The following is a 26,659-nucleotide window of genomic DNA, read 5'->3' as shown; positions in this document are numbered from 1 at the left end:
TGAATGCGAGAGGGATGGAGGCGTTCGCTTCCACCGCCGATGTCGCCGGATCAGGTCACCCGCTCTCCCGATCGGGGGACGAGTTATCGAACTGTAACCGAAGCCATTCCGAATCGAGACCGGCCGGAAACTGCCCACTTGAAAAGTCAACGACCACCGCACTCACGGTTACCCCGCCCCTGTGACCCAGGCCACGAGCGGCACTGTCTGCGCAGGTCCGGACAGTCGGATCAGGAGCTCGCGCGACTCACGGCGGCGACCGACGAAAGTTCGGCTGTCGCACCGAAGGGGCGATTTTTACCTTTCGGCCCTTGATCAACACGATGGGAGGATCGTGCGACATGCGAAGAGACGTGCGGAGTGCAACTTCCCGAACGGCAAAGGCGGTCATCCATCACACGGACGGACGCCGGTCTTTCGTGCACACGCGGTGAAAGCAGCCCGGGGATCCGACATCGGCGTCCGAACAGTCAGAATGTCAACCGGAACGGCCGACAGCTCCGACATCGAACGTTGCGACCGGCGCACCCCACCCCGACCCGGCGTCCCCACCGGAACGAGCGGCACCGACCGAGGAGTGATTCGTGGACCGACCGGTTTCCCCGGCACCGCGGGCCGACGAGAACGCCGGCGCCGCGGCCACGGCACCCGCGTCAGGTCGACGGCCGTGGCTGCCGACCGCAGCAGGAGCGGTCACGACGCTGATCACCCTGATCGGCTCGTGGCACGTCTCGTTGTGGACCGACGAGGCCGCGACGATCAGCGCCTCCTCGCGGAGCCTTGCCGACCTCTGGCGGATGCTCGGCAACATCGACATGGTCCACAGCTTCTACTACGTGGTGATGCACGCCTGGACGTCCGTCGTCGGCGACTCCCCCTTCGCCCTGCGACTGCCAAGCGCTGTCGCCGTGGGCCTCGGCGCCGCGGCCGTCGTCGTCCTCGGCCGCCGGTGGCTGGGCACCGGACCGGCGTTGATCGCCGCCGGGGTGTTCACGGTGCTGCCGCGGGCGTCCTGGTCCGGCATCGAGGCCAGGCCGTACGCGTTCTCCATTGCCTTCGCCGCCTGGGCGACCGTCGTGCTGGTCACCGCGCTGGACCGGACCGTCGATCGTCGGCTGCACGGCGGCCGAGTCCCGTGGTGGTCGTGGGCCGGGTACGTACTGCTGCTGGCGGCCTGCGTTGCCGACAACGTCTATGTCGGGCTGCTCGGCGCGGCCCACCTCGTCACGGTGCTGATCGACCGGCGACTGGTACTCGCCGACCGGCTGCGGTTCGTCCTCGCCGCCGCCCTGGCCGCGGTCCTGGTCTCACCCGTGGTCCTGGTGTCCGCCGGTCAGACCGGCCAGCTCGGCGGCGGCGAGCTGGGCGTTGTCGAGTTCGTGCGCAACGCGGTCGTCAACCAGTGGTTCCTCGGCGACACCCCCACCACCACCACCGGCGTCGACCGGACCGACCTCAGCCTCGGCGACATCGGAACCTGGTGGCAGCCGGCCGCGATCGCGATGGCGCTGCTGTGCTGGGCACTGATCGCGGTCGGCGTCGTCCGCGCGGTGCGGGACCGACGTGGCACCGACCCTGCCGTCACCGGTGCCCGCCCCCTGCAGCTGTGGTGCCTGCCCTGGATCGTCGTCCCCACCGTGGTCATCGGCGGGTGGTCGGTGGCGGTGACGCCGATGTACAGCGCCCGCTACCTCACGTTCGCCGCACCGGCCGTCGCCCTGCTCGTGGCCGCCGGGGCCGCCGCCCTGCGGCCCGCGTGGATCCGCAGCACCGCGCTCGCCCTGGTCGTGGTGGCGGCGGTCCCGGTCCTGGTCTCGCAGCGCCAGCTGTACGGGAAGAACAGCAGCGACTGGGTCTCGGTCGCCTCGGTCGTCGAGCAGCAGGCCACTACGGGTGAGGCGGTGTACTTCGCCCCCCGCTACCCGGTGACCGGCGAACTCGTCGGGCAGTCGACCCGCGGGATCGCCGTCGCGTACCCGGAGGCGTTCGCCGGGCTGACCGACCTGACGCTGGAGACCACCCCCGCAGCGGCCGACAACCTCACCGGCTGGTCGCGCACCCTGCAGGCGGTCGCCCCGCAGCTGGCCGAGGAGCAGGTGGTCTGGGTCGTGCAACGGATCGACTACCCGACGGCATCGGCCGACGCCGACCGCGCGACGTTCGAGGCCGCCGGGCTGCGCGGGCAACTGGTCTTCTCCGGCCCGCTCGACCAGGTCTGGCGCTACAGCAGGTCCTGAGTCCGCGGTCACCGCGGTACCACGGCGTGCCCGGTCGGGCGTCGGCGCTGCCGGATCGACTGCCCACCACCTGTCACCGACGGTGATCTCGGTGTGCCGACCTCGCCGGATCCGGCCTGACTGTGCGTGAGGTCACGTCGCTACGACGATCCGCCGGGCCGCTTCACGGGTCCTTTCGGCACCCCAGGTCGGCATTTTCCCCAGATGAAGAGGCCGACCGTGTGACACAAGGTCAGCGAACCGGACACCCCGGCCGGAACCGTTCAGCCGAAAGTACGTCGATCGGGAGCTCGATGCGCAACCCAGAGCCAGATTCTCCAGCCCTCATGCCACGGTGGAGCGTTCAACTTGTAAACGCTCCGTAGATGCTGGACCACTCTGCGTCACTTCAACTACAGTCAGTGCCGAAGGTTCACGCAGCGTGAATCTCCTCGAACACTCACCGTCAAGAGAAGAGCAGCGAGATGGACAACACCGTGTCACCGCAGCCCGCGGTCGCCCGTCGGTTCAGCCGGCGCAACGTCCTCCGTCTCGCCGCCCTCGGTGTGCCCGTCGCCGTCGGCGTGGCCGTCCCGCAGATCGCCCGGGCCTCCCGGGTGGCCGCCGGCGCCAGCGGGGACAGCACCATCATGCTGATCGACCCGACCTCCCGGGCCTTGGGCGACCCGACGACCACCTCGGCGGCGAGCACCGCGGCGCCGACCACCCCGGCCACCACCGCCGCGCCCACCACGCCGGCCACCACCGCCGCGCCGACCACCCCGGCCACCACGGCCGCCCCGACCACCACCAAGGGCGATGCCGCCGCGATCCGCCGCGCACTCAAGCCGGGCACCTACAAGCCGGGCGCCTCCACCACCGGACCGATCGAGGGCACCAGCCTCAAGCAGGTCCAGGGCGACTTCACGGCGACCGCCAACGGCCAGGTGATCGAGAACCTCGAGGTCTGGGGCACCATCAACATCCGTGCCTACTCGAACGTCGTGATCCGCAACTGCGTCGTGCACGGCACGCTGGCCACCGGCACGGACACCGCCTTCATCATCTTCTCCAACGACAACGGCCGTGGCCTGCTCGTCGAGGACTGCCTGCTGATCGGCCGCGGCAGCCCCTGGTGCAGCGGGATGCGCGGCGGCAACTATACGATCCGCCGCACCGAGATCAACAACGCCCCTGACGGCCTCTGCTTCACCTCGCAGCTCGGCAACGTCACCGCCGAGGGCAACTGGATCCACAACGGCCTGTACATGGAGTGGGACGCGAAGACCCCGAACATGCCCTACGCCGGCTCGTACTACACCCACACCGACGGCATCCAGTTCCACCGCGGCCGCAACTACGTCATCCGCGGGAACACCATCGGTGGCACGCGCTACGTCGCCGCGCACCACTCCGGTAAGGCCAAGCAGCTGCAGGACGATGCGGACGACAACTACAACTCGGCGCTGATGATCAAGCAGGAGGTCGACAGCTCGGCCGCCAACAAGATCGAGAACGTGCTGATCGAGGACAACTGGCTGGCCGGCGGCCAGGCCACCGTCAACATCTGCTCGGGCCGGGACAACACCTTCTCGTCGCTGACCTGCCGCGACAACAAGTTCATGCGGTCCACCTGGGGCTCCCAGATGTACATCCTCCGGGGCCCAGGGCTGGGCAACTTCTCCGGCAACGTCTTCGAGGACGACGGCTCGGCCGTGCCGTTCTCGAAGGGCTACTGACCGGCTACCGGTCAGGTCACCTCGCAGGGGATACTGACGGCACCGATCTCCCCGGGCACCGCTGGCCCGGGACACCACCGACATCGGCCGGGGCATCCGCCCCGGCCGATCGGCGTTCCCGGGGAAGGACGCACGCCGGCCCGGACCGGGACGCCCGGACCCGAAAGGTGCAGTGCGAGAGGTGCAGTGCGAGTGCTGAGCAGCGCAACGACGGGCCGAGGAACCAACGACGCCACGGGGGCCGACCGCCCGGCCGGCCGGATCCGGGTGATGCAGTCGTTCTCGGCGATCCGGGACACGACGAACCCGTACCTGGCCCAGCTCTGGGACTCGATCGGCGGGCAGGTGGTCCCGTTGACCTTCTCCTGGCGTGACGCCGTGCTGGGCCGCTTCGACGTGCTGCACGTGCACTGGCCGGAGTTGCTGCTCCGGTCCGGTTCGCCGCTGAAGCGGTGGCTGCGCCGGGTTCTGCTGCTGGTCGTGCTGCTGCGCATCAGGACCGGCCCGCGGGCGTTGGTCCGCACCGTGCACAACCTGCGCCCGCACGAGGAGGGCAACCGCACCGAGCGGGCCCTGCTCCGGCTGTTCGACCGGTGGACGACCCTCTTCGTCACGCTCGTCCCGTCGACCCCGCTCCCGGTGCCCGGAGCCGCGCGCGCGGTCATCGCGCACGGCGACTACACGCAGTGGTTCGCCGGTCTCGACGTGCCGGCGCAGGTGCCCGGAAGGCTCGGCTACGTGGGTCTGCTCCGCTCCTACAAGGGCGTCGACGTCCTGCTGCACGAATTCGCCGCGCTGTCCGGCGACGGCCTGTCGCTGCGGGTGGTCGGCAAGGCCCAGGACCCGGCGATCGCAGCCCAGGTGACCGCGGCCGTAGCAGCGGACCGGCGCATCTCGGCCCGGCTCGAGTACGTCGACGACCCGACCATGGCTGTCGAGATCGGGCGGTCGGCCCTGGTGGTACTGCCGTACCGGGCCATGCACAACTCGGGCGCCGCCCTGCTGGCGCTGTCCCTCGGCCGACCGATCCTGGTGCCGGACAACGAGATCAACCGGGACCTGGCCGCCGAGGTCGGCCCCGGGTGGGTGCACCTGTTCGACGGTGAGCTGACCGCCGGCGCACTCGCAGGTGCGCTGGCCGCGGTCGCGGAGAACGACCGGTCGGACGCCCCGGACCTGTCGGCCCGGCAGTGGGACGCGGTCGGCGCGGCCCACGTCGAGGGTTACCGGGCCGCCCTGCGGATCGTGCTGGAGCGCCGCCGGAAGCGCTGAACGGACCCTTCCCAGGACCGGCCGGCAGCGCCGGCCGGGCTCAGTCCGTCCTGGTCATCCAGGTGTCCGCGGCGAGCCGCTGGTCGACGGCCGGCAGGTCGGCGAGCACGGACTCCCCGGGGGGTGGACCGTCGAGCACCGCCAGGATCGCCCGCCCGACACCGGCGGCACCGACATCGGCGTCGACGACGACGTGCCCGTGCGCGGCGAGCCACGGCGCGAGCCCGGTCTGCTCGGTGGCCAGGATCCGTGCGCCGTGCGAGAGCCCTTCGGTGATGGGCAGTCCCACCTGTTCGCGCCAGGCACCCACCGGCTGGGACAGCAGCACCAGCGCGGCGGCACGGCGCATCGCCCGGTGGATCTCCGGCCTCGGTGGATCGATCACCACCGTCACCTCCGGCCGGTCGGCCGCCCATGCGGTCACCTCGTCGGCCAGCGTGCCCTTGCCGATCAGCGTGAGCGTCAGATCACCCCGGGCGGAACGGATCTCGTCCCACCCCGCCATCAGCTGCCGGATGCCCTTGCGGTCGGAGAAGGCCCCGACGAAGAGCAGTTCACCCGTCTGTCGATCGTCTGCCGGACAGTCGCAGGGCGCCGGCAGCGCCTCGAACAGCTCGGCCCGCCGGTCCACCGTGCGCGCCCCGACCAGTTGCCGGTACAGCTCGAGGGAACCGCTGGTACCGAAGGCCAGCCGGTCGAACCCCCGGGTCAGCACCCGGCCGATCGCCCGCGCGGCCCACCGGACCGGGGCCGCGGGCAGCACCCGGAACCGGTCGCGGATCTCGCCCGCCGGATCGGAGAACCCGATGCAGTAGGCGGAGATCACCGTGCGTCGGCGCCCCCAGCCGCCACGCAGCCGGATGGCCAGGATCTGCGCGGCCAGGTCCGGCCAGCGCCGCCAGACCAGCGGCTCGTTCAGCTCGGCCACCCCGTACCGGTGACGGAGCAGGTGGCCGACGGTGCCGAGCCGGGACATCCGCCGCGGACGTCGTTCCGGCGCCACCGCCGAGTCGTCGTAGTCGTAGCGGTGCGACCGGTAGAGCACCGTGGACGGGGCCATCACCGCGAACCGCTCCAGGTGCGCCGTCCGCACCGACCCGTAGATCCGGACGATCCCGGGAACGGGATCCGTTGCCCTGCGCTTCATGCCGGGTCGTCGGACGTGCCGCCCGCGACCCCGGCCGGCACCGCGTCCGGGGTGCTCGCCAACCGGCGCCGGACGTACACCAGGTTCGCCGCGTACTGGAAGATCGCCACCCCGACCAGGGACCCGATGACCGGCCCGGCCGCACCGAGCGGGCCGGTCAGCCAGTACGACAGCAGGATGTTGACCGGTGCCATCAGCAGGATCATGTAGGCCTGGAACCGCAGGCCCTTTGCGTCGGTCAGGTACATGCCCAGTGGGTACTTCAGCGCCTGGAACACCATGAAGACCGAGAAGACCACCACCAGCAGGAGCGACACCGAGATCTCGCCTCCCGACGCGAGATCGGCCAACCACGGCGACGCCCCGGCGATGACCAGCGTGACGACGGCGGCTGCCCCGCCGAACCCGAGCGAGATCGGCAGCGGCGACCCCTTCTGGCCGTCGCTGCGCTGCTTGGCGAAGATCGGCCACAACGCGAACCCGGCGGCGCTCACCACCTGCCAGACCGGGGTGAACATCTGCGACGCCAGGTTGTACTCGGCGAGCTGGTCGGTGGTCGAGAAGTGGCTGAGCATCAGGCGGTCGGTCTGCATGGCGAACGGCAGCGCGACCATCTGGATCATCATCGGCCAGGCGACGTCGAACACCTTGCCGCCGCGCACGGTGCGGATCCGCGGTACGTCGCGGACCGCCCGCTTCAGCGTCGGGTTGATCAGCTTCGCGGCAACCCCGGTGGTCATCAGCTGGATCAGCAGGGTGGCCAGGTAGGGCACGACGGCGATGTACGGGCCGATCGGCGAGTCGGTGTTGATGACGATCAGCAGCACCGCCAGCACCATCGGCGTCTGCAGGCCGAGCAGCCCGATGGAGACGTGGTTCTTGCCGACGCCGGCCAGGATCCGCTGGCTGAAGCCGAACAGCAGGCTCACCGCGATGGCCGCGAGACAGAGTGCCGCCGCGAGCGGACCGGTCGCGGGATCCAGTCCCTCGCCGAGGATGTCGCCCCACAGGCCGAGAGCGGTGATGGCGACCGCGAGGCCCATCAGCACGGCGAAGGACCCGATCAGGATGCGGATCGTGCTGACCAGCATCGCGTGCACCTTGGGGTCGCGGCGCGGGTCCTTCGAGGCACCCACCACGTTCATCACCGCGGCCGAGATGCCGAGATCGGCGAACGGCAGCAGGTTCCCGATCGCGACCAGCAGCCCGTACTGGGCGAACGCACCGGTACCGAAGTGGTCGATGATCAGCCGGACGTTGACGACCCCGAGGATCGCCGACACCGGGAGCACCAGGATCTTCACCCCGGCGCTGCGGCCGACCGACGACCAGATGCCGCCCGACTTCTTCTTCGTCCTCGCGGCGGACGCGACCGGCGCCTCCGCCCGGTCCGCCTCCTCCACCGTCTGCGCCGAGGCCGCGGGCGGTACGTCGGAGGGTTGCAGCAACCCGTCGGTGCTGCCCTCCGCGGCGGTCTCGCCGCCGCGTTCGTCCACCCGGCTCACCGTGCCGCCTCCTCTGTCCGTCGCATCCGCGTTCCCGACCCGGCACCGCCTGCAGGAGGCGCGGCCGGGCGCCGCAGCACCGTCCGCACCCCGCGCCGGGCCAGTTCGGCCACTGCGATCCCCAGGCCGCGGGTGGTCCCCGTCAGTGTGGACCACAGGACGGACGGCGAGGCCAGGATCTGCCGGCGGCCACCGCGCAGCAGCACGGCGGCACTCTCGGCCGGCGTCCGCAGCACCCAGCGGAGCAGCGCCGGCGTGCCGAGATGCCGTGCGCCCCAGAGCAACCGGTTGCGGCAGTTGTAGTGGTAGTACAGGCCGGACTTGCGCCGGGTGCCGGCGTGCTCCTGAGTGCCGCCGGCGTCGTGCACCGCGGTCACGTCGTCGGCCAGCAGCAGGGTGCCGCCGAGATCGACCCACCGCCGGCTCAGGTCGACGTCCTCCCAGTAGAGGAACCAGCCGGAACCGAATCCATCCAGCTGCTGCCAGCCGCTGCGGTGGATCGCCAGGCAGGCCCCGGACAGCCAGCGGTCCGGGCCGGACACGAACGGCTGGGGAGCCCGGCCGACCCGGCCGGTGGCCAGGTCGATGCGGGAGCCGGCCGACCAGACGCTGCCGTCCGGTCGCTGCACCAGCGGCGCCACCAGCAGGTCGTGATCGCCGCGGCAGAGCGCGGCGAGCCGGAGCACGCCGGACCGGTCCAGGCGGGCGTCCGGGTTCAGCAGCACCACCACGTCGCAGCCGGCCTGCAGCGCACGCCGGGCGCCGAGGTCCGCGCCGCCGCCGAAGCCCGGGTTGCCGGGCGCCGCGACGAACTCCCAGCCGCGGTCGCGGCACAGCCGCCGGGCGGCCTCGCGCTCGCCGGCGGTGGAGAAGTTGTCCACCACCACCGCGAGCAGATCGGGATCGTCGCCGCCGGACGCCTCGAGCGCGGCCAGGTTCTCGCCGACCAACTGGTGCGAGGAGAAGTTGACGACCACCACGCCGACCCGGTCCGGCGTCACGCGGCGGCCCCGGACGACGCCTGCGGTCCGGTGGCGTGCTGGGCGGCGTACTCCCGGTAGTGCACACCCCATGCGCCCGCGAGCATCCCGGCCCCGCGGACGATGGTGCGCACCCCCCGGACCCGGCGCGGCAGCCGCCCGGTCACCAGGCCGAGCAGCGCCGCGGCAGCGCCGCCGGCGATCCGCACCAGGCCGGTCAGCACCGCGCGGATCCGGACCCGCACCCGCGCCGCGGGCGAACCCGCGAGCGCCAGCGAGGTCCGGGTCCACGAGTTGCCGGACCGGAAGGCCCGGCGCAGCACCCACTCCCGGGTGACCCGGGACGCCGGGACCCGGTCGACCACCACGGCCTCGTCGTTCCACACCATCCGCCCGCCGGCCCCCGTCAGCCGTCGGGTGAACAGTGTGTCCGAACCGCCGCTGATGCCGAACCGCAGGTCGAACCGCAGACCCAGGGCGCGGACCCGCCGCATGTCCAGCAGCAGGTTGTTGGTGGCGGCGACCTCGATCGCGGTGCCGGTGGGCAACCGGCGGCGGTCGAAGAAACGGCCGGCCGCCACCCACTCCCCCGGCTCCTCGTCGTACTCGGAGACGACCGCCCCGGCCACTGCGGCCGCGCCGGTCTCCCGCCAGGTCCCGACCAGTCCGCGGAGCCAGCCCTCGGACGGGGTCTCGTCGTCGTCGATGAACACCAGCAGGGTGTCCTCGGTTGCCTCGTCCAGCGCCCGGTTGCGGGCCGCGGCGATCCCCGGCTCCGATTCCAGCACGTACCGCACGCCGGCCGCTGCCCGGACGACCTCCCCGGCACTCCCGGCCGGGTCGTTGTCGACCACCAGCAGCTGCGAGCCGGGGACGGAGGCGAGCTGGGCGGTCACCGCGGGCAGCGCCTCGGCCAGGTCCGCAGGGCGTTTGAAGGTGAGCATCGCGACCAGCACCGGGCGGTCGGAGGTGCCACTGGTCAGGCCGGTGTCGGTCATGCCTTCGCCCTCCGCCCGATCCCGGCCAGTCGCCGTTCGATGTCCTCGCGGTAGACCTCGGGCGCATGACGACGCCGCGCGGTCCGCTCGTCATCGAGCACCCGGTCCCGGTGACCGGACCAGTCCGCGGCGATCTGCTGCACCGCGGACACCCAGGCCTCGACGTCGTCGGCGGGAACCCGGTGCGCACCACCGTAACCCGCCGTGGCCTCGTCGAGGCCGCTGCTGCTGCTGACCACCACGGGCCGGGCGGCCAGCGCGGCCTCCACGGCGGTGTTGCCGAACGGCTCGTCGCCCTGGGAGGGCACCAGCAGCGCGTCGGCGGCGGCCAGGTGCGGCCAGACGTCGTCCTGGAATCCGTGGAAGGTGACCGCATCGTCCAGGCCGAGCCCGGTGACGGTTTCCCGCAGTTCCTGCTCGAACCACTCGTACCCCGGGAACACCGCCCCGACCAGGTCCAGCCGGGCCGGGGTCCCCTGCTCCCGCAGGCGGGCCAGCGCCTGCACCGCGATCTGCGGTCCCTTGCGCGGGGACAGCCGGCCGACGAACAGCAGCCGGATCCCGCCGGTCAGCTCGGTCCGCGGCGGGGTGAACCGCTCCGGCCCGGGGACCCCGTTGTAGAGGACCTCGGCCCGCCGGCCCAGCCGGCGGAAGCTGTCGGTCAGCACCGACAGCGAGAACCGGCTGTTCACCAGCACTCTCGTGGCCAGCAGCAGCGGGAGGGCCAACAGCCGGCGCACCATCAGCGGGGCGTTGCGCTCGGACTCGTGCACGTGCACCACGACCGGCCGGCGCAGCAGCCGGGCGATCGGGACCCACAGCGGGATGGTCAGGGTGGAGACGTAGACCAGGTCGGTCCCGGCCCGCCGGACCTGCCGGACGGAACCGGGCACCGCCCGGACCATCTCCGCGACCAACCGGAGCAGTCCGGCCGGCCGCAGTGCGCTCTTGCGGAGGACCGGGGAGCGGTCGAACTCGACCGTCACCCCGGTCTTCTCCAGTTCCCGCACCAGCGGCCCCGGGGCCGGCAGGGTCACGGTGACCTGCCAGCCCCGGTCCGCCAGTGCGGCTGCGGTTTCCACCATCACCCGGTCCGACCCGTACAGGTCGGCGCTCGGGTGGGCGATCAGCACCCGGCGCGCTGCACCCGCTGTCACGGGTTCAGGGCGTCGGCCCTGAGGTTGTCGACGCTCGCGACCACGGCACCCGAGGTCGCGGAGCCCGACAGGTAGGGGTAGAGCGCGATCCCACCGGGGGCGGCGATCGTGTTCGCGCTGTCGGTCGCCGAGGCCTGCCAGGCGGCCGGCTCGGTGCCGCCGGTGTTCCACACCTTCGCGGACAGCGCCACGGAGGAGGTGCCGGAGGTCCGCAGCCGGATGGTCACCGGGCTGTTCGGGGTGATCGTGACGCCGGAGACGTTCACCGTCTGCAGCGTGGTGGAGGTGCCGTTCACGATCTTCACCAGCTGCAGCTGCACCCGGCCGTCGGCCAGGAACTTCGCCGTGGTGCGGTACTCCGACGTACCCGTCTTGCGGGCGGCCAGCGACATGTAGATGCCGCCGCCGGTCGGCGCCTTGTCCAGCGACACGTCGACCTTGACGTCGACGTTCGCGGCGGAGACCGCGCCGAGGGTGGCCGACGGGCCCGCGCCGGCCGCCGACATCCGGATCTTTCCGGTGCCCGAGGACACCGAGAAGTTCGCGTTGCCACCGGCGACCGTCCAGGCGCCACCGGTCTCGGCCGAGCCGAGGCCGTTGGCCGTGGTGCGGCCGAAGGTGTCCAGCGCGATCGGCGCGGCGACCGGGGCGTTGACCGTGACCGGCTTGGTGACGGTGTTGGTCGCACCCTTGTCGTCGGTCACGGTCAGCGACACCTGGTAGGTCCCGGCCGCGGCGTACGGGTGGCTGACCGTGGCGCCGGAGGTGAGGTCGGTGACCCCGTCCCCGAAGTTCCACGAGTACGCCGTGATCGTGCCGTCCGGGTCCGTGGAGGTCGACCCGTTGAACGCGGCGGTGAGCCCGTTCGCGGTGTTCGTGAACGCCGCGGTGGGCGCCACGTTCGCCGGCGGCGCGGCGGTCACGGTCACCGGCTTGGTGATCGTGCCGGTGGCGCCGTCGTCGTCGGTCACCGTGATCCGCACCTGGTAGGTGCCGGCGGACGTGTAGGTGTGCACCGCGGCAGCACCGGTGGCCGTCGCGCCGTCACCGAAGTTCCACGCGACGGCGGCGATGGTGCCGTCGGTGTCGGTCGAGGTGGACTCGACGTTGACCGTCAGGTTCTCCACCGAGCTGGTGAAGTTCGCCGTCGGTGCCTGGTTCGGCACCGGTGCGGTGACCTGCAGCGGCTGGGTGCTGGTGCCGGTAGCGCCCTTGTTGTCGGTCACGGTCAGCGTCACCTGGTAGGTGCCGGCCGCCGCATAGGGGTGCGACACGGTCTTCCCGGTGCCCGAGGTGCCGTCCCCGAAGTTCCAGGCGTAGGACGCGATGGTGCCGTCCGGGTCGCTCGACGCGGTGGCGTCGAAGTTGCCGGTGAGTTCCATCGCCTGGGCGGTGAAGGACGCCGTCGGCGCCTGGTTCGCCGGCGGGGCGGTCACCGTGACCGGCTTGGTGATCGCGTTCGTGGCGCCCTTGTCGTCGGTCACCGTGAGCGTCACCTGGTAGGTGCCGGCCGCCGTGTAGCTGTGCGACGGGGTGGCACCGGTCCCGGTGGTGTTGTCACCGAAGTTCCAGGCGTACGAGGCGATCGTGCCGTCGGTGTCGGTGGAACCGCCGCCGTTGAACGTCGCGTCCAGGAACGTGGCCGCGGAGGTGAAGGCCGCGGTCGGCGCCTGGTTCGGCGGCGGCGCGGTCACCGTGACCGGCTTGGTGATCGCGTTGGTGGCACCACGGTTGTCGGTCACCGTGAGGGTCACCTGGTAGGTGCCGGCCGCGGTGTAGCTGTGCGACGGGGTGGCACCGGTGCCGGTGCTGTTGTCACCGAAGTTCCAGGCGTACGAGGCGATGGTGCCGTCGGCATCGGTGGAACCGGTGCCGTCGAAGGTGGCGTCCAGCAGGGTGGCCGCGGAGGTGAAGGCCGCGGTCGGCGCCTGGTTGGCCGGCGCACCGGTGGTGCCGAGCAGGTAGTGGTTGGACACGGTCGAGGCGGACAGCACCTTGTTGTAGACCGCGGCCTCGTCGATCGTCCCGTTGAAGTAGCCGGAGCAGCAACCCCACTGGGTGTCGCCGCCGACCCGCCAGTACCCGGAGAAGTCCTGGGCGGAGGTCTGCGGGTTGGTGCCGACCAGCTGGCCGTCCAGGTAGAGCTTCATGCCGTCGGTCGTCGACTGGGTGGCGACCACGTGGTGCCAGCGGCCGTCGTTGTAGCCCGGTGCGCTGTTGGCCTTGTTCTCCTGGCCGGTCCAGGTGCCGAACCAGACGGTGCCGTCCTGGGTCAGGTACACGTGCCGGTCGTAACCGCCGGACGAGCCGGACTGGTTGCTGCCGAACCCGATGATCTTGCCGCCGTTGGTCGACGTGGTCTTGAACCACGCCTCCTCGGAGTAGTTCTTCGGGTTGTTGTAGGCGTTGGTGCTGGCCACGAAATCGTCGCCACCGTCGAAGGTCGCGGCGGTGTTGGCCACGCCCTGCAGGGCGCCGGCGGCGCCGAGCCCGACACCGTTCTGGTAGATGCCGCCCTGGTCACCGTTCGGGCCGGAGTCGGCCGCGGCGTTGCCCGAGGACTCGCCGAGCCGCCAGAACAGCTGCGGGTCGTCGTTGTAGACGGCCTTGCCGTAGTTGTCGGCCGGGGCGGCCGGGATCACCGAGGTGCGGCCGGCGGCCACCCACTGCGCGTTGACCTGCTGGCGGGTGAGAGCCGTGGGGTACAGCGCGACCTCGTCGATGGCACCGGCGAAGTAGTTGCTGGAGGGCTGGTTCGGCCATCCACCGAGGTTGTCGCCGCCGATCTTCCAGAAGCCCTGGTAGCTCTGGCCGGTGGTGACGTCGCTGCGCTGGCCGACGAGCTTGGCGTCGACGTACAGCTTCATGCCCGCGGAGCTCATCTGGGCGGTGATCTGGTGCCACTGACCGTCGTTGTACGAGGCCGAGCCGTTCACCGTGGCGGAGAAGCCCGGGTACACACCGAAGAAGATGCGGCCCTGGTTGTCCATGTAGACGTGCCGGTCGTAGCTGCCGGACAGGCCGGTGCGGTTGTTGCCGAAGCCGAGGATCTTGCCGCCGGAGGTGGTGGTGGTCCTGATCCACATCTGCGCGGTGAAGGTGTCCGGGCCCTGGACCGCGATCCGGGTGGCCGCCAGGCTGTTCGAGCCGTTGAAGGTGCTCGCGGTGGTACCGGTGATGGCGCCGGCGGTGCCGCGGGTCAGGTTCCAGCTGTCGGCGTCGGCGAAGCCGGCGTTGTCGTAGACGACCGCACCGGACGCCTCGTCCAGCGGGAAGTACGGCGCCGCACCGTCGGCGGTCACCTGCTGGGCGTACGGCGTGCTGCCGGTGCCGGCCTGGGCGACGAAGTCGACGATGTCACCGGTGGCGGTGTTGCCGTCGAGATCGGTGGCGGTGAGCCGGTACTTGTAGGTGGTGCCGGGCACCACGGCGGTGTCGATGTACCCCATCGCCGGCCGGTCCCAGAAGACCGACTTCGCGGTGGTGGTGTACACGGTCTGGCCGTTGCGGGTCAGCGTGTAGGTCATGGTCTGGCCGTCCATGTCGGAGTTGGCCTGCCACGAGACCCGGGCCGCACCCGAGGGCATGGCGCGCACCGAGGGGACGAACTTGGCGCCGGAGTCCTGCGGACCCATCTTGCCCGGGCCGATCGGCTTCACCGCGAAGCGGACGAGACCCTGCTGGGCCTTGCCGTTGACGGTCGGGAACTCGCCGCCCATGACGACGTACTGGTCGTTGCCGGTGACGCTCCAGGCGGCCTGGTCCTTGCCGGTGTAGCTGCCGCTGTCCATCTCCGGGAACCAGGAGTACAGGGTCGGGCTGGGGGTGCCCTCGAAGTTGTAGTAGCCGTACGGGTCGGCCAGCAGGGTGCCGGTGGCCTCCTTGGAGAACGCCAGCGCGTGCCGCATGTTGATCGACCACGGGTCGGACTGCGGGAAACCGCCGACGTTGCCGCAGTAGTGGGCGTGGCTCACCGAGTAGATGACCCCGGTCGGGGCCGCGTACTGGTCGTAGGTGTCGCCGTGGCAGTCCTCGACCCACCGGATGTTGCCGGTGGCCGGGTCGGCGGAGAAGACACCCTCCAGGTTGCCGCCCGCGCCGAAGTGGTAGCCGGACCCGTAGATCGCGGTGCCGTCGGTGGACAGGCTCAGGATCGAGGCGTTCGCGCCGGCGTTGCGGATCAGGTTGGTGGCGTTCCACGGCAGCAACGCGCCGGAGGAGGCATCGATCTTTGCGAGACCGTAGGCGGCACTGCCGTTCACGTTCTCAAAGGAGCCGCCGACGATGACCGCGCCGTCCGGGGAGATGACCATCGAGTTGACCGTGCGGTCCGCGCTCGGGTTCCAACCGGTCAGCGCGCCGTTGCTGGCATTGAACGCGGCGAGGCGGGTCCGGGTGGAGCCGTTGGCGCTGGAGAACGCGCCGGCCACGTAGACGGTGGTGTCGGTGGCCGAGATCGCGTTGACGGTGTAGTCGACGCCGGCGTTGAAGGTGGTGATCAGCGCTCCGGTCGAGGCGTTGATGGCCGCGATGCGGTTGCGGGTCACGCCACCGACGGTGGTGAAGCTGCCGCCGATGTAGATGCGCGACCCGTCCGGCGAAGCGGCGATCGTCTTGATCTGCCGGTTGACGTTCGGGTTCCAGCCGGTGACCAGCGCGCCGGTGCTCAGGTTGTAGGCCAGCGCGTTGTTCCGGGTGGTCAGGTTGGTCCCGGCGGCAGCGCCGGCCGGGCGGGCGTTGGTGAACTCACCGCCGACGTAGACGGTGTTGCCGACGACGACCTGGTCCCAGGCCACACCGTTGATCTGGGTGGTGGGCAGACCATCGGCGGTCACCATGTTGGCCGGCGGGTCGGCGATCGGCGCCGGTGCTGCGGAGGCCGCCGGCGCCACGGCGGCGACGGCGACGAGGCCGCCGATGGTCAGGGCGATGGTGCCGAGCAGGGAGGTCGGACGACGCCACCTACCGGTTCCGGGCACCGCACTTCTGCTGTTACTCACTGGGCATCTCCTGTGAAGACCACGACGGGGGCGTCGATGGAGTAGCGGACGGTGACCGTCACACCCGAACGGTCGGTGGCGGGAATGGTGAAAACGTAAACGGCACTTGCGGTCTCGCCCGGAGGGAGGCTCCCGGAGAAAGGCGCACTGGGATCCGCGGTCATGAAGGTGGCCGGGCCACCGTCCTTGTCCTGCAGATCGACGACGACGTTGCCGAGATCGATGGCGGCGTCGCTGTCGTTGGTGATCGAGACGTCGATCCGGACACCGGGTCCGGCGACCTCACCAGGCAGCTCCGCGGCGGTCTCCACCGCGGTGATCTTGTCCAGCAGCACCGTGACCCCGTTGCCGTAGTTCCCCGTCTCGGTGAGATCGACGGCAGGGGCGGTGGTCTCGGCTCGCGACGGCACGGTCTGGTCGATGTTGCCGGGCGAGGTCGGCGCGACCGGGGTGGTGGCCCGGGTGGCCGTGGTCTGCAGGTCGTCGGAGGTGGTGCCGCTCGTCGCCGACGGCGAGGCCGACCCGGTCCCGGACGGCTGCGCACCACCGGAGGTCGAGGAGCCGGACGGGGCAACGGATCCGGAGCCGGTGCCGGAGATCGTCGTCGCGCTCGTGCCGGCGGTACCAGAAGCAGCGGCGGACGATGTGGTGGCCGCGGTCGAGCTGCTCGTGGCCGGCGACTCGGCGGAGGTGCACGCGGTCAGCAGCAGCGCCGTCGCCAGGGCAGCCGAAGGGAAGGCGACGCGCCAAGCGCGCCGCCGGGTGGTCGGGTTCATCTCGGTCCTTTGTCCAATGCACCCATGTCGCGGAACCACTTCACCGCGGCGAGGGCGAGAAATCCGGCGTTGCAGGCGAAGACGACCGCGTAGACCGGGAAGAAGACGGACGGGGCGCCCCAGAGCACGAAGATCACGCAGAGCAGCCCGTAGTCGGTCGGGATCACCAGCAGGGAACGGAGTCCCGATGTCCCGCCGCGCTCGACGGCGATCCCGGTCCGGGCGGTGAACTGCCGGCGGAGGGAGTCGTTGAGCATCATGCCGAAGAACATCACCGCTGCGACGACCGCGAAGCCGATCGGTACCAGCATCCACGCGTCGGCCAGTTCGGTGAACCGGAACAGGCCGACCAGCACCGCGAGGTGCAGGGTGGAGATCTTCAGCGCATCGACCATGTGGTCGAGCCACTCCCCCGCGGCGCTCCCGCCGCCGCGGAGCCGGGCCAGCTGACCGTCGGCCGCGTCGAAGGCGTAGCCCACGACGAGGCAGACCGCGACCAGCACGCCGGACCACCAGGTCGGGCGGACCAGCGCGAGCAGCGCGATCCCGGTGAAGGAGAACAGTGCACTCACCGCGGTGACCCCGTTCGGGGTCGCTCCCGCGCGGTAGGCGATCGCCGCGAGCACGCGGCCGGCCGGCCGGTTCACGAACCGGGAGTAGGCCGGCGCACCCTTGGAGGTCTTCTGCGCTGCGGACAGCGCGGCCACCACGTCCCGCATCGGGGCGGACCGGGGGGGCCGTCCCGGCGTGACGCCCCGGGACAGCTGGTCGGTGGTGTTCATCAGGCTGCCCTGACCGCCAGGGCCGGCATCGGGACGCCGGCGAGCCGGTGGCAGAGCGCCTCGTACCCGTCGGTGACCGTCTCCCAGTCGTAGGACCGGGCCCGGTCGAGCGCCTGCGACCCGCGCTGGGCGGTCTCGGCCGGCCTGTTCTCGGTCCGCTCGATCAGCCGGGACAGCTCGTCCGCGGTGGAGAAGTAGCGGCCCGACTCGCGCAGCACCTCGCGGTTGAACACCACGTCGAACGCGTTCGTCGCGGTGCCGGCGCCGATCGCGCGCAGCAGGGACGGGTTGGTCCCGCCGACGGAGTGGCCGTGCAGGTAGCTGGTGGCCCCGGCGTACAGCTGGTCCAGCAGCTCCTGGTCCCACACGCCGCCGAGGAAGTGCACCCGGCGGTCACCCAGCTCGTGCACCCGCTTCGTGTACTCGTGGGCGTACGGGGCCGAACCCACCACGATGAGCGGCTTGGTGGCGGCGCTCCGGGTGTAGCCCTGGACGATCTCGGCGACGTGGTTCTCCGGCTCGAAGCGGGCGACCACCAGGTGGAACCCGTCGCGCTCGAGGCCGAGCTCGGCCAGCCGGTCGGACCGCTGGGCCACGACGGGGGCACCGTAGGTGATCAGGTCGGTGTCCGCGTGGTGGGTCTCGCGGTAGTAGTCGGCGATGCCCTGGGCGTCGGCGATCAGCGCGTCCGACCAGCGGACCGACAGCTTCTCGGCCATCTGGTAGTAGCGGCGGCCGTTGCCGCCCCACTTGGCGCGCTTCCACTCGAGCCCGTCGACGTGGGTGGCGACCGGGATGCCGCGCATCCGCAGCAGCGGCAGCCAGGGGGCGTTGGCGCAGTTGAACACCACGGCGGCATCGGCGGCGTGGAAGACCTGGTGGGCGACCGAGAGCCCGGTGTGCGACAGCGTCTCCAGCGACCGGCGGCGCATCGCGGGCAGGTGCACGAGGTGCATGCCGCGGTACTCGGGGGCGCGTTCCACGCCGTCCTGGTTGCGGCAGTAGACGGTGACCTTGTGGCCCCGGCCGGCCAGCCGGGCGCCGACCTCCTCGACGCAGGTCTCGAAGCCGCCGTAGTGGGCGGGCACCCCGCGGGTGCCGATGAGGGCGATGTCCAGCGGGCCGGACGGGGCGTTGCGGCGCTGGAACATCAGATGCTCCCGGCGGTGGCGAGGGCGCCCTGGGCGGTGGGGTGCGCGGTGGCCGGCGGCTCCGCGACCGCAGCTGCCGACGGGCGCCCGGCGCGCCGGCTCTTGCGGGTGGCGGTCAGCCCGGCGATGACGCCGACCAGACCGAGCACGATCCAGATCAGCGCGCCCACGGGGAGGGATGCGGCGGCCGGGGCGGTCGAAGCGGCGCCGTCGGTGGCGGCGGCGGCCGTGGCGGATACGCCCAGCAACACCGTCGGCACCAGTACGATCACGCTCAGTGAGCGTGCGTACTCGGCAAGCCTGACTCGAGTCATCGAAACAGTCCCCTTTGAGGTCTGTACCTAACGGTTCCACGCACCATGCGAAGGTGATTCCCCGACGACCCACCTGCCTCGCGCTCACTCCGATCGGAGTACCGAAAAGTTAACACTTGGTGATCGAAATCCGCAGGCCCTGATGCTGAAACGCAACTTTTTCCGCCTTCCGTGTGAGGGTCGGTGACCGGGTGATGCGGGGGACCGTCACACACCCGCCACATCTCTGCTGGTCGAACGGTGGCACACGGCCACGGTGAGTGATCGTCACCCCGTCGGAGCGACACACGAACGGGGCGTTGCTCCGAATCGGGCACAACGGCCACCCGGCACTCACGCTCCGATAACCCCTCCGCCGATCCCGCGGACCGGCCCGGTCGTCGGAGCGAACGCCGACCCCGTGGTCCGGGCGGCCGCCCGTCGACCCGGGACCGTACCGGTACCGCACTCGCACGGACCGGTTCGGCACCGCCGGAGATCCCGGTCACATCCGAGCCCGGGGAAGCAGCTGCCAGGCCGACGCCGAAGGTCCCTTGCCGGCGGTCGTGGGAACGGAACGGCGGACGACCGCACCGTGAACAACAGGTGCACGGGTGTCCGGCACCGTCGGTCGGGAATCGCAGCGCGGACGGTCCCCGCGCCGGTCCCCGTACGGACGTGGGGGGCGTCACGAGTCCGTCACAGCGATCGTGGACGATGTGCGCCATGACGACCGAGGCCGCATCACCGTCCGTCGAACCCCTGCTCGATGCCCCCGGCTCCCCCGGCACCCCGGAGGAGAACGACGACACCCACGGGGCCATGCTCCGGGCCGACGTCCGGCGGGTCGCCGCGCTGCTCGGACAGACCCTCGCCCGCCAGGGTGGCCAGGAGCTGTTGGACCTGGTGGAGCAGGTGCGCGGTCTGACCAAGCAGGCCCAGGAGGCCGACAGCACCGCGGCCCGGCACGAGGTCACCGACCAGGTCCGGGCGATGCTGACCGCACTCCCCCTGGAGCAGGCCATCGGACTGGTCCGCGCGTTCTCCGCCTACTTCCACCTGGCCAACGCCGCCGAGCAGGTCGACCGGGTGCGCGCGCTGCGCCGCCGGCCGGTGGAGGCCGGCTGGATGGCCCGGACCGTCGCCGCGGTGGCCGAGGCCCTCGGCCCCGCCGAACTCGAGTCGGCGCTGGCGGACCTGGCGGTCCGGCCGGTGTTCACGGCCCACCCCACCGAGGCGAGCCGGCGCAGCGTGCTCACCAAGCTGCGCCGGGTCTCCGACCTGCTGGCCGAGGCGACCACCGCGGACACGGCCGCCCGGCGGCGGCAGGACCGCGCGCTCGCCGAGGTGATCGACCTGATGTGGCAGACCGACGAACTGCGCCAGGTGCGGCCGACCCCGATCGACGAGGCCCGGAACGCGCTGTACTACCTGCAGCAGTTGCTGGGCCACACGCTCGGCGAGCTCACCGACGACCTGGCCGAGCAACTGACCGAGCACGGCGCGACGCTGCCCGCGACCGCGGCCCCGCTGACCATCGGCACCTGGATCGGCGGCGACCGGGACGGCAACCCCAACGTGACGCCGGCGGTGACCAAGCAGGTGCTGGAGCTGGGGGCGCAACTCGCGCTCGGCACGGCGATCGAGCAGGTCGACCTTCTGCTGGCCGCTCTGTCGGTGTCGACCGAGATCGCTTCCGTGTCGAACGATCTCGTCGCCTCGGTGCAGGAGGACCTGGATCACCTGCCGGGCCTGGACCCGCGGGTGAAGGAACTCAACCGCCTCGAGCCCTACCGGCTCAAGCTGACCTGCATGAAGGCCAAGCTGCTCAACACCCGGGCCCGGATCGCCGCGGCCCGGCCGCACGAGCCCGGCCGCGACTACGCCACCTCGGCGGAGCTGTTGGCCGACCTCGCCGTCGTCTCCGCATCGCTGCAGCAGCACGGCGGCACCCTCGCCGCCTCCGGCGTGGTCGCCCGGGTGCAGCGGGTGCTGGCGGCCACCGGGCTGCACGGCGCCACGATGGACATCCGGGAGCACGCCGAGGCCCACCACCACGCGGTCGGTCAGCTCGTCGACCGGCTCGGCGAGCAGGACGGGAAGTACGGCGACCTGGAACGCCCGGCCCGGATGGCGCTGCTGTCCACCGAGCTCGGCTCCCGCCGGCCGCTGGCCATCAAGCCGCTGCCGCTGGACGCCGACGGCAGCAAGACCTTCGGTGTGTTCGAGGTGGTCGCCGAGGCGCTGGAGACCTACGGCCCGGACGTCATCGAGACCTACATCATCTCGATGACCAAGGGTGCCGACGACGTGCTGGCCGCGGCGGTGCTGGCCCGCGAGGCCGGGCTGATCGACCTCTGGGGCACCCCCGGCGCCCGGGCCGCACGGGCGCAGATCGGATTCGCGCCGCTGCTGGAGACAGTGGAGGAGTTGCGCCGGTCCGGCGAGGTGCTGGACGAGCTGCTGTCCGACCCGCACTACCGGGAGCTGGTCCGGCTGCGCGGCGACGTGCAGGAGGTGATGCTCGGCTACTCCGACTCCAACAAGGAGGCCGGGATCACCACCTCGCAGTGGGAGATCCACAAGACCCAGCGCACGCTCCGGGACATCGCGGCCCGGCACGGCGTCTCGCTGGTGCTGTTCCACGGCCGGGGCGGCACGGTCGGCCGCGGCGGCGGCCCCACCTACGACTCCATCCTGGCCCAGCCGCACGGCGTACTCACCGGTGCCATCAAGTTCACCGAACAGGGCGAGGTGATCAGCGACAAGTACGCGCTGCCGGAGCTGGCCCGGGAGAACCTCGAGCTCACCCTGGCGGCCACCCTCCAGGCATCCGCGCTGCACCGCACCCCACGGCTGTCCGACGAGCAACTGGCCAGCTGGGACGAGGTGATGGACACCGTCAGCGACTCGGCCTTCCGCCGGTACCGCACGCTGTTCGACGATCCCGACCTGGCCGCGTACTTCCTGGCCTCCACGCCGGTCGAGCAGCTCGGCTCGCTGAACATCGGCTCCCGCCCGTCCCGCCGGCCGGACTCCGGTGGCGGCATCGGGGCGCTGCGGGCCATCCCCTGGGTGTTCGGTTGGACACAGTCCCGGCAGATCGTGCCCGGCTGGTTCGGTGTCGGCTCCGGCCTGCGGGCCGCCCGCGAGGCCGGTCACGGCGACGTGCTCGCGGAGATCTACGGCAAGTGGCACTTCTTCCGCACCTTCATCTCCAACGTCGAGATGACGCTGGCCAAGACCGACCTCGACATCAGCGAGATGTACGTCCGGGAACTGGTTCCCACCGAACTGCACCGGCTGTTCGAGCTCATCCGGGAGGAGCACACCACCACCGTGGCGGAGGTGCTGACGCTCACCGGCGGCACCGAGATGCTGGCCGACCAGCCGGAACTCAAGCGCACGCTGGAGGTGCGCGAGCCCTACCTGGCGCCCATCTCCTACCTGCAGGTGGAGCTGCTGCACCGGCTCCGTGGGGTCGACGGCGGTGCCGAGCCGGATCCGGACCTGCAGCGTGCCATGCTTGTCACCATCAACGGGGTCGCCGCCGGGATGCGCAACACGGGCTGACGGGCGGCACCGGGCGACGAGGGTTCCCCGGCGGCGTGTTCGCCGGCCCCGCGTCCGGCAGGAGGAGCGCATGACCGCGCTGTCCGTCATCGGTTGTGGATACCTGGGTGCGGTGCACGCCGCGTGCATGGCCAAACTGGGGCACGACGTCGTCGGCATCGACGTCGACGAGGCGAAGATCGCGAGTCTGCAGGCCGGGCGGGCACCGTTCTTCGAGCCCGGGTTCCCGGAACTGCTGGCGGAATCGCTGGCCACCGGCCGGCTGAGCTTCACCACGGACATGGCACCGGCGCAGGGCCGTTCGGTGCACTTCGTGTGTGTCGGCACCCCGCAGCGGGCCGGCGAGTTCGCCGCCGACCTGCGGTACGTCGACGCCTCGGTGGACTCGCTGGCGCCGTTCCTGTCCCCCGGTGACCTGGTCGTCGGCAAGTCCACCGTGCCGGTCGGCACCGCGGCCCGGCTGACCGAGGTCGTCCAGGCCGTGCAGCCGGAGGCGAACCTGGCGTGGAACCCGGAGTTCCTGCGCGAGGGCTTCGCCGTCAAGGACACCCTCACCCCGGACCGGCTGGTCTACGGCCTGCCCGCCGGTGCCGCCGGCGACCGCGCCAAGCAGCAGCTCGATGAGGTCTACGCCACCCCGCTGTCCACCGGCACCCCTTTGGTGACAGCGGATCTCGCGACCGCCGAGCTGGTCAAGGCGGCCGCCAACTCGTTCCTCGCCACCAAGATCTCGTTCATCAACGCGATGGCCGAGGTCTGCGAGGCGACCGGTGCCGACGTCACCCTGCTGGCCGACGCGATCGGCCACGACCCGCGGATCGGTCGCCGCTTCCTCAACGCCGGTCTCGGCTTCGGCGGCGGCTGCCTGCCCAAGGACATCCGGGCATTCATGGCCCGGGCCGGCGAGCTCGGCGCCGACCAGGCGCTGACCTTCCTGCGGGAGATCGACGCCATCAACATGCGCCGCCGGGTGCGGATGGTGGATCTGGCCCGCGAGGTCTGCGGCGGCTCCATCGTCGGGGCCCGGATCGCCGTGCTCGGCGCGGCGTTCAAGCCGGACAGCGACGACATCCGCGACTCCCCCGCACTGAACGTGTCCGCGCAGATGCAGCTGCAGGGCGCGACCGTGGTGGTCACCGACCCGGAGGCCGTGACCAACGCCCGCAAGCAGTGGCCGGGACTGCGGTTCGCCGACACCGTGGACGAGGCCGCCGCGGGCGCCGATCTGGTGCTGCTGCTCACCGAGTGGCGCGAGTACGTCGAGATCGATCCCACCGAGCTGGGCCGGATCGTCGGCGAGAAGCGGATGCTGGACGGCCGCAACGCCCTCCAGCCCTCGGTGTGGCGCTCTGCCGGCTGGACCTACCGCGCGCTCGGCCGCCCGTGACCGATCGTCCGGAGGAGGTCGACGGCACCGGCGCCGCCGCCTCCGGTTCCGCCGCGGCCGGGAACGGCCCTGTCGGGAACGGGCCCGTCAACGAGACCCCCGGCGCTGACGGGGCTGTCGACCACCGAGCCGACGACCACCGGGCCGACGACCACCGGTCCGACGCCAACGGCGCCGACGGACCGGCCGGGCAGGACGGCGCCGACGACACCGACCACACCGAGGCGCCGGCGGCCGGCCCGACGACCACCGCGTCGACCCCTGTGCCGGCCTCGACGAGGTCCGGCCGCCGGGCCCGCTCCCGCCGCCGGAAGATCATCGGCCGCTCGCTGATGGGCCTCGGGCTCCTGGTGCTGCTGGCCGGCGGTTGGGTTGCCTGGCGCAGCTACCAGGCGTACTCCCACCTGCAGGCCGCCGCCGACAAGGTGTCCGAGATCCGTTCGCAGGTGCGGGATCTGGACAATCTCGACGCAGAACAGCTGCGCACCTCGGTGGCCCAGCTGCAGCAGGATTCGGCCGACGCGGTGTCGGCCACGTCCGATCCGGTCTACCGCCTCGCCACCGTGCTGCCATGGCTGGGCACCAACCTGGACGCCGTGTCGGAGATCGCACACACCGTCGACGACCTGGCGACCGGCACCGCCCCCGGGCTGGTCGACGTCGCCGGGACGCTCGATCCGGCGACCTTCGCCCCGAAGGACGGCGCGGTCGACCTCGGCCCGCTCGTGCAGGCCGCCCCCACCCTGCAGGCGGCCGACGACTCGGTCCGGTCCGCCTCCGCCCGGGTGGGCGCCATCCCACGGTCGGGCCTGGTGTCGCAGGTCGCCGACGCCGTCGATCAGCTGCAGGCCCAGTTGACCGAGCTGGGGTCCACCACCGCGGCCGCCGCACGGCTGGGCCGGCTGGTCCCGCCGATGCTCGGCGCCGACGGACCCCGGACCTACCTGGTCGTCTTCGAGAACCTGGCCGAACCCAGGGCCACCGGCGGCATCTTCGGGTCGTATGCCGCCCTGACCTTCACCGACGGGAAGTTCACCCTCTCCGGCCAGGGCTCGGCCAGCCGTGATCTCGGCGAGTTCGAGCCACCGGTGGCGGTGACCGGTGACGTACCGGACGCGCTGTACCAGGGGCTGATCGGCCGGTTCGCGACCGACGTCAACCTCACCCCGGACTTCCCGACGGCGGCCTCGACCATCTCCGAGATGTACACCGAGCGCACCGGCACCGCGGTGGACGGGGTGCTGTCGGTGGATCCGGTCGCGCTGTCCTACCTGATGAAGGGCATTCCGCCGATCGACCTCGGCAACAACATCACCATCGACGCCGAGAACCTCACCGAGACCCTGCTGTCCAAGGCCTACACGCTCTACCCGGACATCGAGGACGGCGACGCCCGCGACGTGTTCCTGGCTGCGGCAACCGCACGGGTGTTCAGCACGGTGACCAGCAGCGTCTCCGGCGACGTGCTGCTGCGTGGCGTGCTGCGCGGCACGCAGGAGCACCGGGTGATGCTCTGGAGCAGCCACCCCGACGAGCAGCAGGACCTGGCGGCGACCCCGGTGGCCGGCGACTTCCCCGGCGGTGGGACCGGTTTCGGGGTCTTCCGGAACGACGGCACCGGCGGCAAGCTCGGCTACTACGCCTCCGGCGACGTCACCCTGGCCCCAGGCGGCTGCGGCGCCGGCGGACGGGACTTCACGCTGACCACCCACCTGGTCTACGACGCCCCGGCCTCCGGGCTCCCGGACTACGTCCTCGGGTACGAGAAGGCCGGACCGTACGTGCTGCGCACCAACATCCTGGTGTTCGGGGCCGCCGGCGCGGAGCTGACCTCGCTGACCGTCGACGGCAAGGAGATCCCGGTCGTGGCCGCGGAGCAGGACGGCCGGTCGGTGCTCACCGCGACCGTCGACCAGAAGCCCGGCACCGACACAAACGTGGTGGTGTCCGGCACCTGGTCGGGTGATTCCGCCCCCGGTCCGACCCACGTCACCCCCGGGGTCGGTAGCTGGGACGTCACCGATGCGGAACTGCTTCCGTGCCCCTGACCGGATGGCATCGGTGACCTCCGGTTCCGGTGGATCGGATTCGGGGTGCGAAAGCACCCACCCGAAGGGGTGACATTCCCCCGCCGGAGGGCTGATGTGGAGCACCATGCGTGATATCCGGGTGCTCTACCCCTACAGTGATCACAGGTTTGGTGCCGATCGGCCCGATTTCGAGGAGTAACGAGAATGTCCCGTATCCGTTCCATGGCCGTCACCCTGGCCCTCGTGCTGACCGGCCTGTTCGCCTCCGTCGGCATCGCCGCTGCCGCGCCGGGCGACTACCCGCCGTCGAGCGTCTCGCCGACCAGCGGTTCGGTCGCCCCGACCAGCGGTTCCGTCGCCCCGACCAGCGGCACCGTCGCCCCGACCTCGTCGGACGTCACCACCAGCACCGAGGCCGTCGCGGGCGTCACCTCCACCGTCGACGACGGCTCCCTGGCCTGGACCGGTGCCGGCTTCAACCTGGGCGCCACCATCGCCATCGCGCTGGCTGTCCTGGTCGCCGGTGTGGGCCTGGTCCTGGTCGGCGGGCGCATGTCCCGTCGCGGCTCGAGCCACAGCTGATCGGCGCCGGTCGCTGACCGGCGCACCGTAGGCACCCGGAAGACCCCCTGCCGATCCGGCAGGGGGTCTTC

At 71.4% G+C, this 26,659-nt stretch carries 17 protein-coding genes; 7 read left to right on the top strand and 10 right to left on the bottom strand.

Annotation, left to right across the window (positions count from 1 at the left end):
• Window positions 1–584: 584 nt before the first annotated feature.
• The 3 genes from GIS00_RS02180 to GIS00_RS02170 all read left to right on the top strand — a co-directional run bounded on the left by GIS00_RS02180 (window position 585) and on the right by GIS00_RS02170 (window position 5,227).
• Complete coding sequence (locus GIS00_RS02180) at window positions 585–2,237, top strand: glycosyltransferase family 39 protein (RefSeq protein WP_154766756.1); 1,653 nt, start codon at window positions 585–587, stop codon at window positions 2,235–2,237.
• Window positions 2,238–2,701: 464 nt separating this feature from the next.
• Entirely contained in the window at window positions 2,702–3,955 is a 1,254-nt protein-coding gene (locus GIS00_RS02175; RefSeq protein ID WP_154766755.1) for a right-handed parallel beta-helix repeat-containing protein, read from the top strand.
• A 270-nt stretch (window positions 3,956–4,225) separates the two neighbouring features.
• A complete protein-coding gene (locus GIS00_RS02170) occupies window positions 4,226–5,227 on the top strand; it encodes a glycosyltransferase (RefSeq protein WP_154766754.1) in 1,002 nt (333 codons plus the stop codon).
• A 40-nt stretch (window positions 5,228–5,267) separates the two neighbouring features.
• On the opposite strand, the gene GIS00_RS02165 is transcribed toward GIS00_RS02170, so the two are convergent.
• Genes GIS00_RS02165 through GIS00_RS02115 form a run of 10 tightly spaced genes read right to left on the bottom strand, consistent with a single transcriptional unit; the run spans window position 5,268 to window position 18,995 of the window.
• Window positions 5,268–6,374 (bottom strand): glycosyltransferase, encoded by a 1,107-nt coding sequence (locus GIS00_RS02165; protein WP_154766753.1) that lies wholly within the window; start codon window positions 6,372–6,374, stop codon window positions 5,268–5,270.
• Window positions 6,371–7,879, bottom strand: a complete 1,509-nt coding sequence (locus tag GIS00_RS02155) for a lipopolysaccharide biosynthesis protein (protein ID WP_196073078.1) — start codon at window positions 7,877–7,879, stop codon at window positions 6,371–6,373. Before GIS00_RS02155 ends, GIS00_RS02165 begins: the two co-directional genes overlap by 4 nt.
• A complete protein-coding gene (locus tag GIS00_RS02150; RefSeq protein WP_196073077.1) occupies window positions 7,876–8,880 on the bottom strand; it encodes a glycosyltransferase family 2 protein in 1,005 nt (334 codons plus the stop codon). Before GIS00_RS02150 ends, GIS00_RS02155 begins: the two co-directional genes overlap by 4 nt.
• On the bottom strand, window positions 8,877–9,857 hold the full coding sequence (locus GIS00_RS02145; protein WP_154766750.1) for a glycosyltransferase family 2 protein: 981 nt from the start codon (window positions 9,855–9,857) through the stop codon (window positions 8,877–8,879). The genes GIS00_RS02150 and GIS00_RS02145 overlap by 4 nt, the downstream gene beginning before the upstream one ends.
• Window positions 9,854–11,014, bottom strand: a complete 1,161-nt coding sequence (locus GIS00_RS02140; protein WP_322097367.1) for a glycosyltransferase — start codon at window positions 11,012–11,014, stop codon at window positions 9,854–9,856. The genes GIS00_RS02145 and GIS00_RS02140 overlap by 4 nt, the downstream gene beginning before the upstream one ends.
• Entirely contained in the window at window positions 11,011–16,014 is a 5,004-nt protein-coding gene (locus GIS00_RS02135; RefSeq protein ID WP_322097365.1) for a PKD domain-containing protein, read from the bottom strand. Before GIS00_RS02135 ends, GIS00_RS02140 begins: the two co-directional genes overlap by 4 nt.
• Window positions 16,011–16,790 carry a DUF4352 domain-containing protein gene (locus GIS00_RS02130; protein ID WP_154766749.1) on the bottom strand — a complete coding sequence of 260 codons (780 nt, stop codon included), beginning with the start codon at window positions 16,788–16,790 and terminating at the stop codon, window positions 16,011–16,013. The genes GIS00_RS02135 and GIS00_RS02130 overlap by 4 nt, the downstream gene beginning before the upstream one ends.
• Complete coding sequence (locus GIS00_RS02125; protein WP_230312722.1) at window positions 16,787–17,572, bottom strand: CDP-alcohol phosphatidyltransferase family protein; 786 nt, start codon at window positions 17,570–17,572, stop codon at window positions 16,787–16,789. Before GIS00_RS02125 ends, GIS00_RS02130 begins: the two co-directional genes overlap by 4 nt.
• Window positions 17,572–18,723 carry a DUF1972 domain-containing protein gene (locus tag GIS00_RS02120; protein WP_154766748.1) on the bottom strand — a complete coding sequence of 384 codons (1,152 nt, stop codon included), beginning with the start codon at window positions 18,721–18,723 and terminating at the stop codon, window positions 17,572–17,574. Before GIS00_RS02120 ends, GIS00_RS02125 begins: the two co-directional genes overlap by 1 nt.
• On the bottom strand, window positions 18,723–18,995 hold the full coding sequence (locus GIS00_RS02115) for a hypothetical protein (RefSeq protein WP_154766747.1): 273 nt from the start codon (window positions 18,993–18,995) through the stop codon (window positions 18,723–18,725). The genes GIS00_RS02120 and GIS00_RS02115 overlap by 1 nt, the downstream gene beginning before the upstream one ends.
• A 747-nt stretch (window positions 18,996–19,742) precedes the next feature.
• On the opposite strand from GIS00_RS02115, the gene ppc reads away from it, so the two are divergent.
• From ppc to GIS00_RS02095, 4 genes are all read left to right on the top strand, one after another.
• Entirely contained in the window at window positions 19,743–22,589 is a 2,847-nt protein-coding gene (ppc, locus tag GIS00_RS02110; RefSeq protein WP_154766746.1) for a phosphoenolpyruvate carboxylase, read from the top strand.
• A 70-nt stretch (window positions 22,590–22,659) separates the two neighbouring features.
• Window positions 22,660–23,976, top strand: a complete 1,317-nt coding sequence (locus GIS00_RS02105; RefSeq protein ID WP_154766745.1) for a UDP-glucose dehydrogenase family protein — start codon at window positions 22,660–22,662, stop codon at window positions 23,974–23,976.
• Window positions 23,973–26,024 carry a DUF4012 domain-containing protein gene (locus GIS00_RS28745; protein ID WP_154766744.1) on the top strand — a complete coding sequence of 684 codons (2,052 nt, stop codon included), beginning with the start codon at window positions 23,973–23,975 and terminating at the stop codon, window positions 26,022–26,024. The genes GIS00_RS02105 and GIS00_RS28745 overlap by 4 nt, the downstream gene beginning before the upstream one ends.
• Window positions 26,025–26,210: 186 nt before the next feature.
• The gene (locus GIS00_RS02095) at window positions 26,211–26,588 is read left to right on the top strand and encodes a hypothetical protein (RefSeq protein ID WP_154766743.1); all 378 of its coding nucleotides are present in this window, start codon (window positions 26,211–26,213) and stop codon (window positions 26,586–26,588) included.
• Window positions 26,589–26,659: the final 71 nt, after the last annotated feature.

The sequence above is a fragment of the Nakamurella alba genome (assembly GCF_009707545.1).
GTDB lineage: Bacteria > Actinomycetota > Actinomycetes > Mycobacteriales > Nakamurellaceae > Nakamurella > Nakamurella alba.
This window is presented reverse-complemented; position numbering and strand designations above follow the sequence as displayed.

Bases quoted from the DNA above. Each gene is read 5' to 3' on its own strand.
- GIS00_RS02175 (WP_154766755.1), top strand. From the start codon at position 2,702: ATGGACAACACCGTGTCACCGCAGCCCGCGGTCGCCCGTCGGTTCAGC.
- GIS00_RS02170 (WP_154766754.1), top strand. From the start codon at position 4,226: ATGCAGTCGTTCTCGGCGATCCGGGACACGACGAACCCGTACCTGGCC.
- GIS00_RS02165 (WP_154766753.1), bottom strand. From the start codon at position 6,374: ATGAAGCGCAGGGCAACGGATCCCGTTCCCGGGATCGTCCGGATCTAC.
- GIS00_RS02145 (WP_154766750.1), bottom strand. From the start codon at position 9,857: ATGACCGACACCGGCCTGACCAGTGGCACCTCCGACCGCCCGGTGCTG.
- GIS00_RS02130 (WP_154766749.1), bottom strand. From the start codon at position 16,790: ATGAACCCGACCACCCGGCGGCGCGCTTGGCGCGTCGCCTTCCCTTCG.
- GIS00_RS02125 (WP_230312722.1), bottom strand. From the start codon at position 17,572: ATGAACACCACCGACCAGCTGTCCCGGGGCGTCACGCCGGGACGGCCC.
- GIS00_RS02120 (WP_154766748.1), bottom strand. From the start codon at position 18,723: ATGTTCCAGCGCCGCAACGCCCCGTCCGGCCCGCTGGACATCGCCCTC.
- ppc (WP_154766746.1), top strand. From the start codon at position 19,743: ATGACGACCGAGGCCGCATCACCGTCCGTCGAACCCCTGCTCGATGCC.
- GIS00_RS02105 (WP_154766745.1), top strand. From the start codon at position 22,660: ATGACCGCGCTGTCCGTCATCGGTTGTGGATACCTGGGTGCGGTGCAC.
- GIS00_RS02095 (WP_154766743.1), top strand. From the start codon at position 26,211: ATGTCCCGTATCCGTTCCATGGCCGTCACCCTGGCCCTCGTGCTGACC.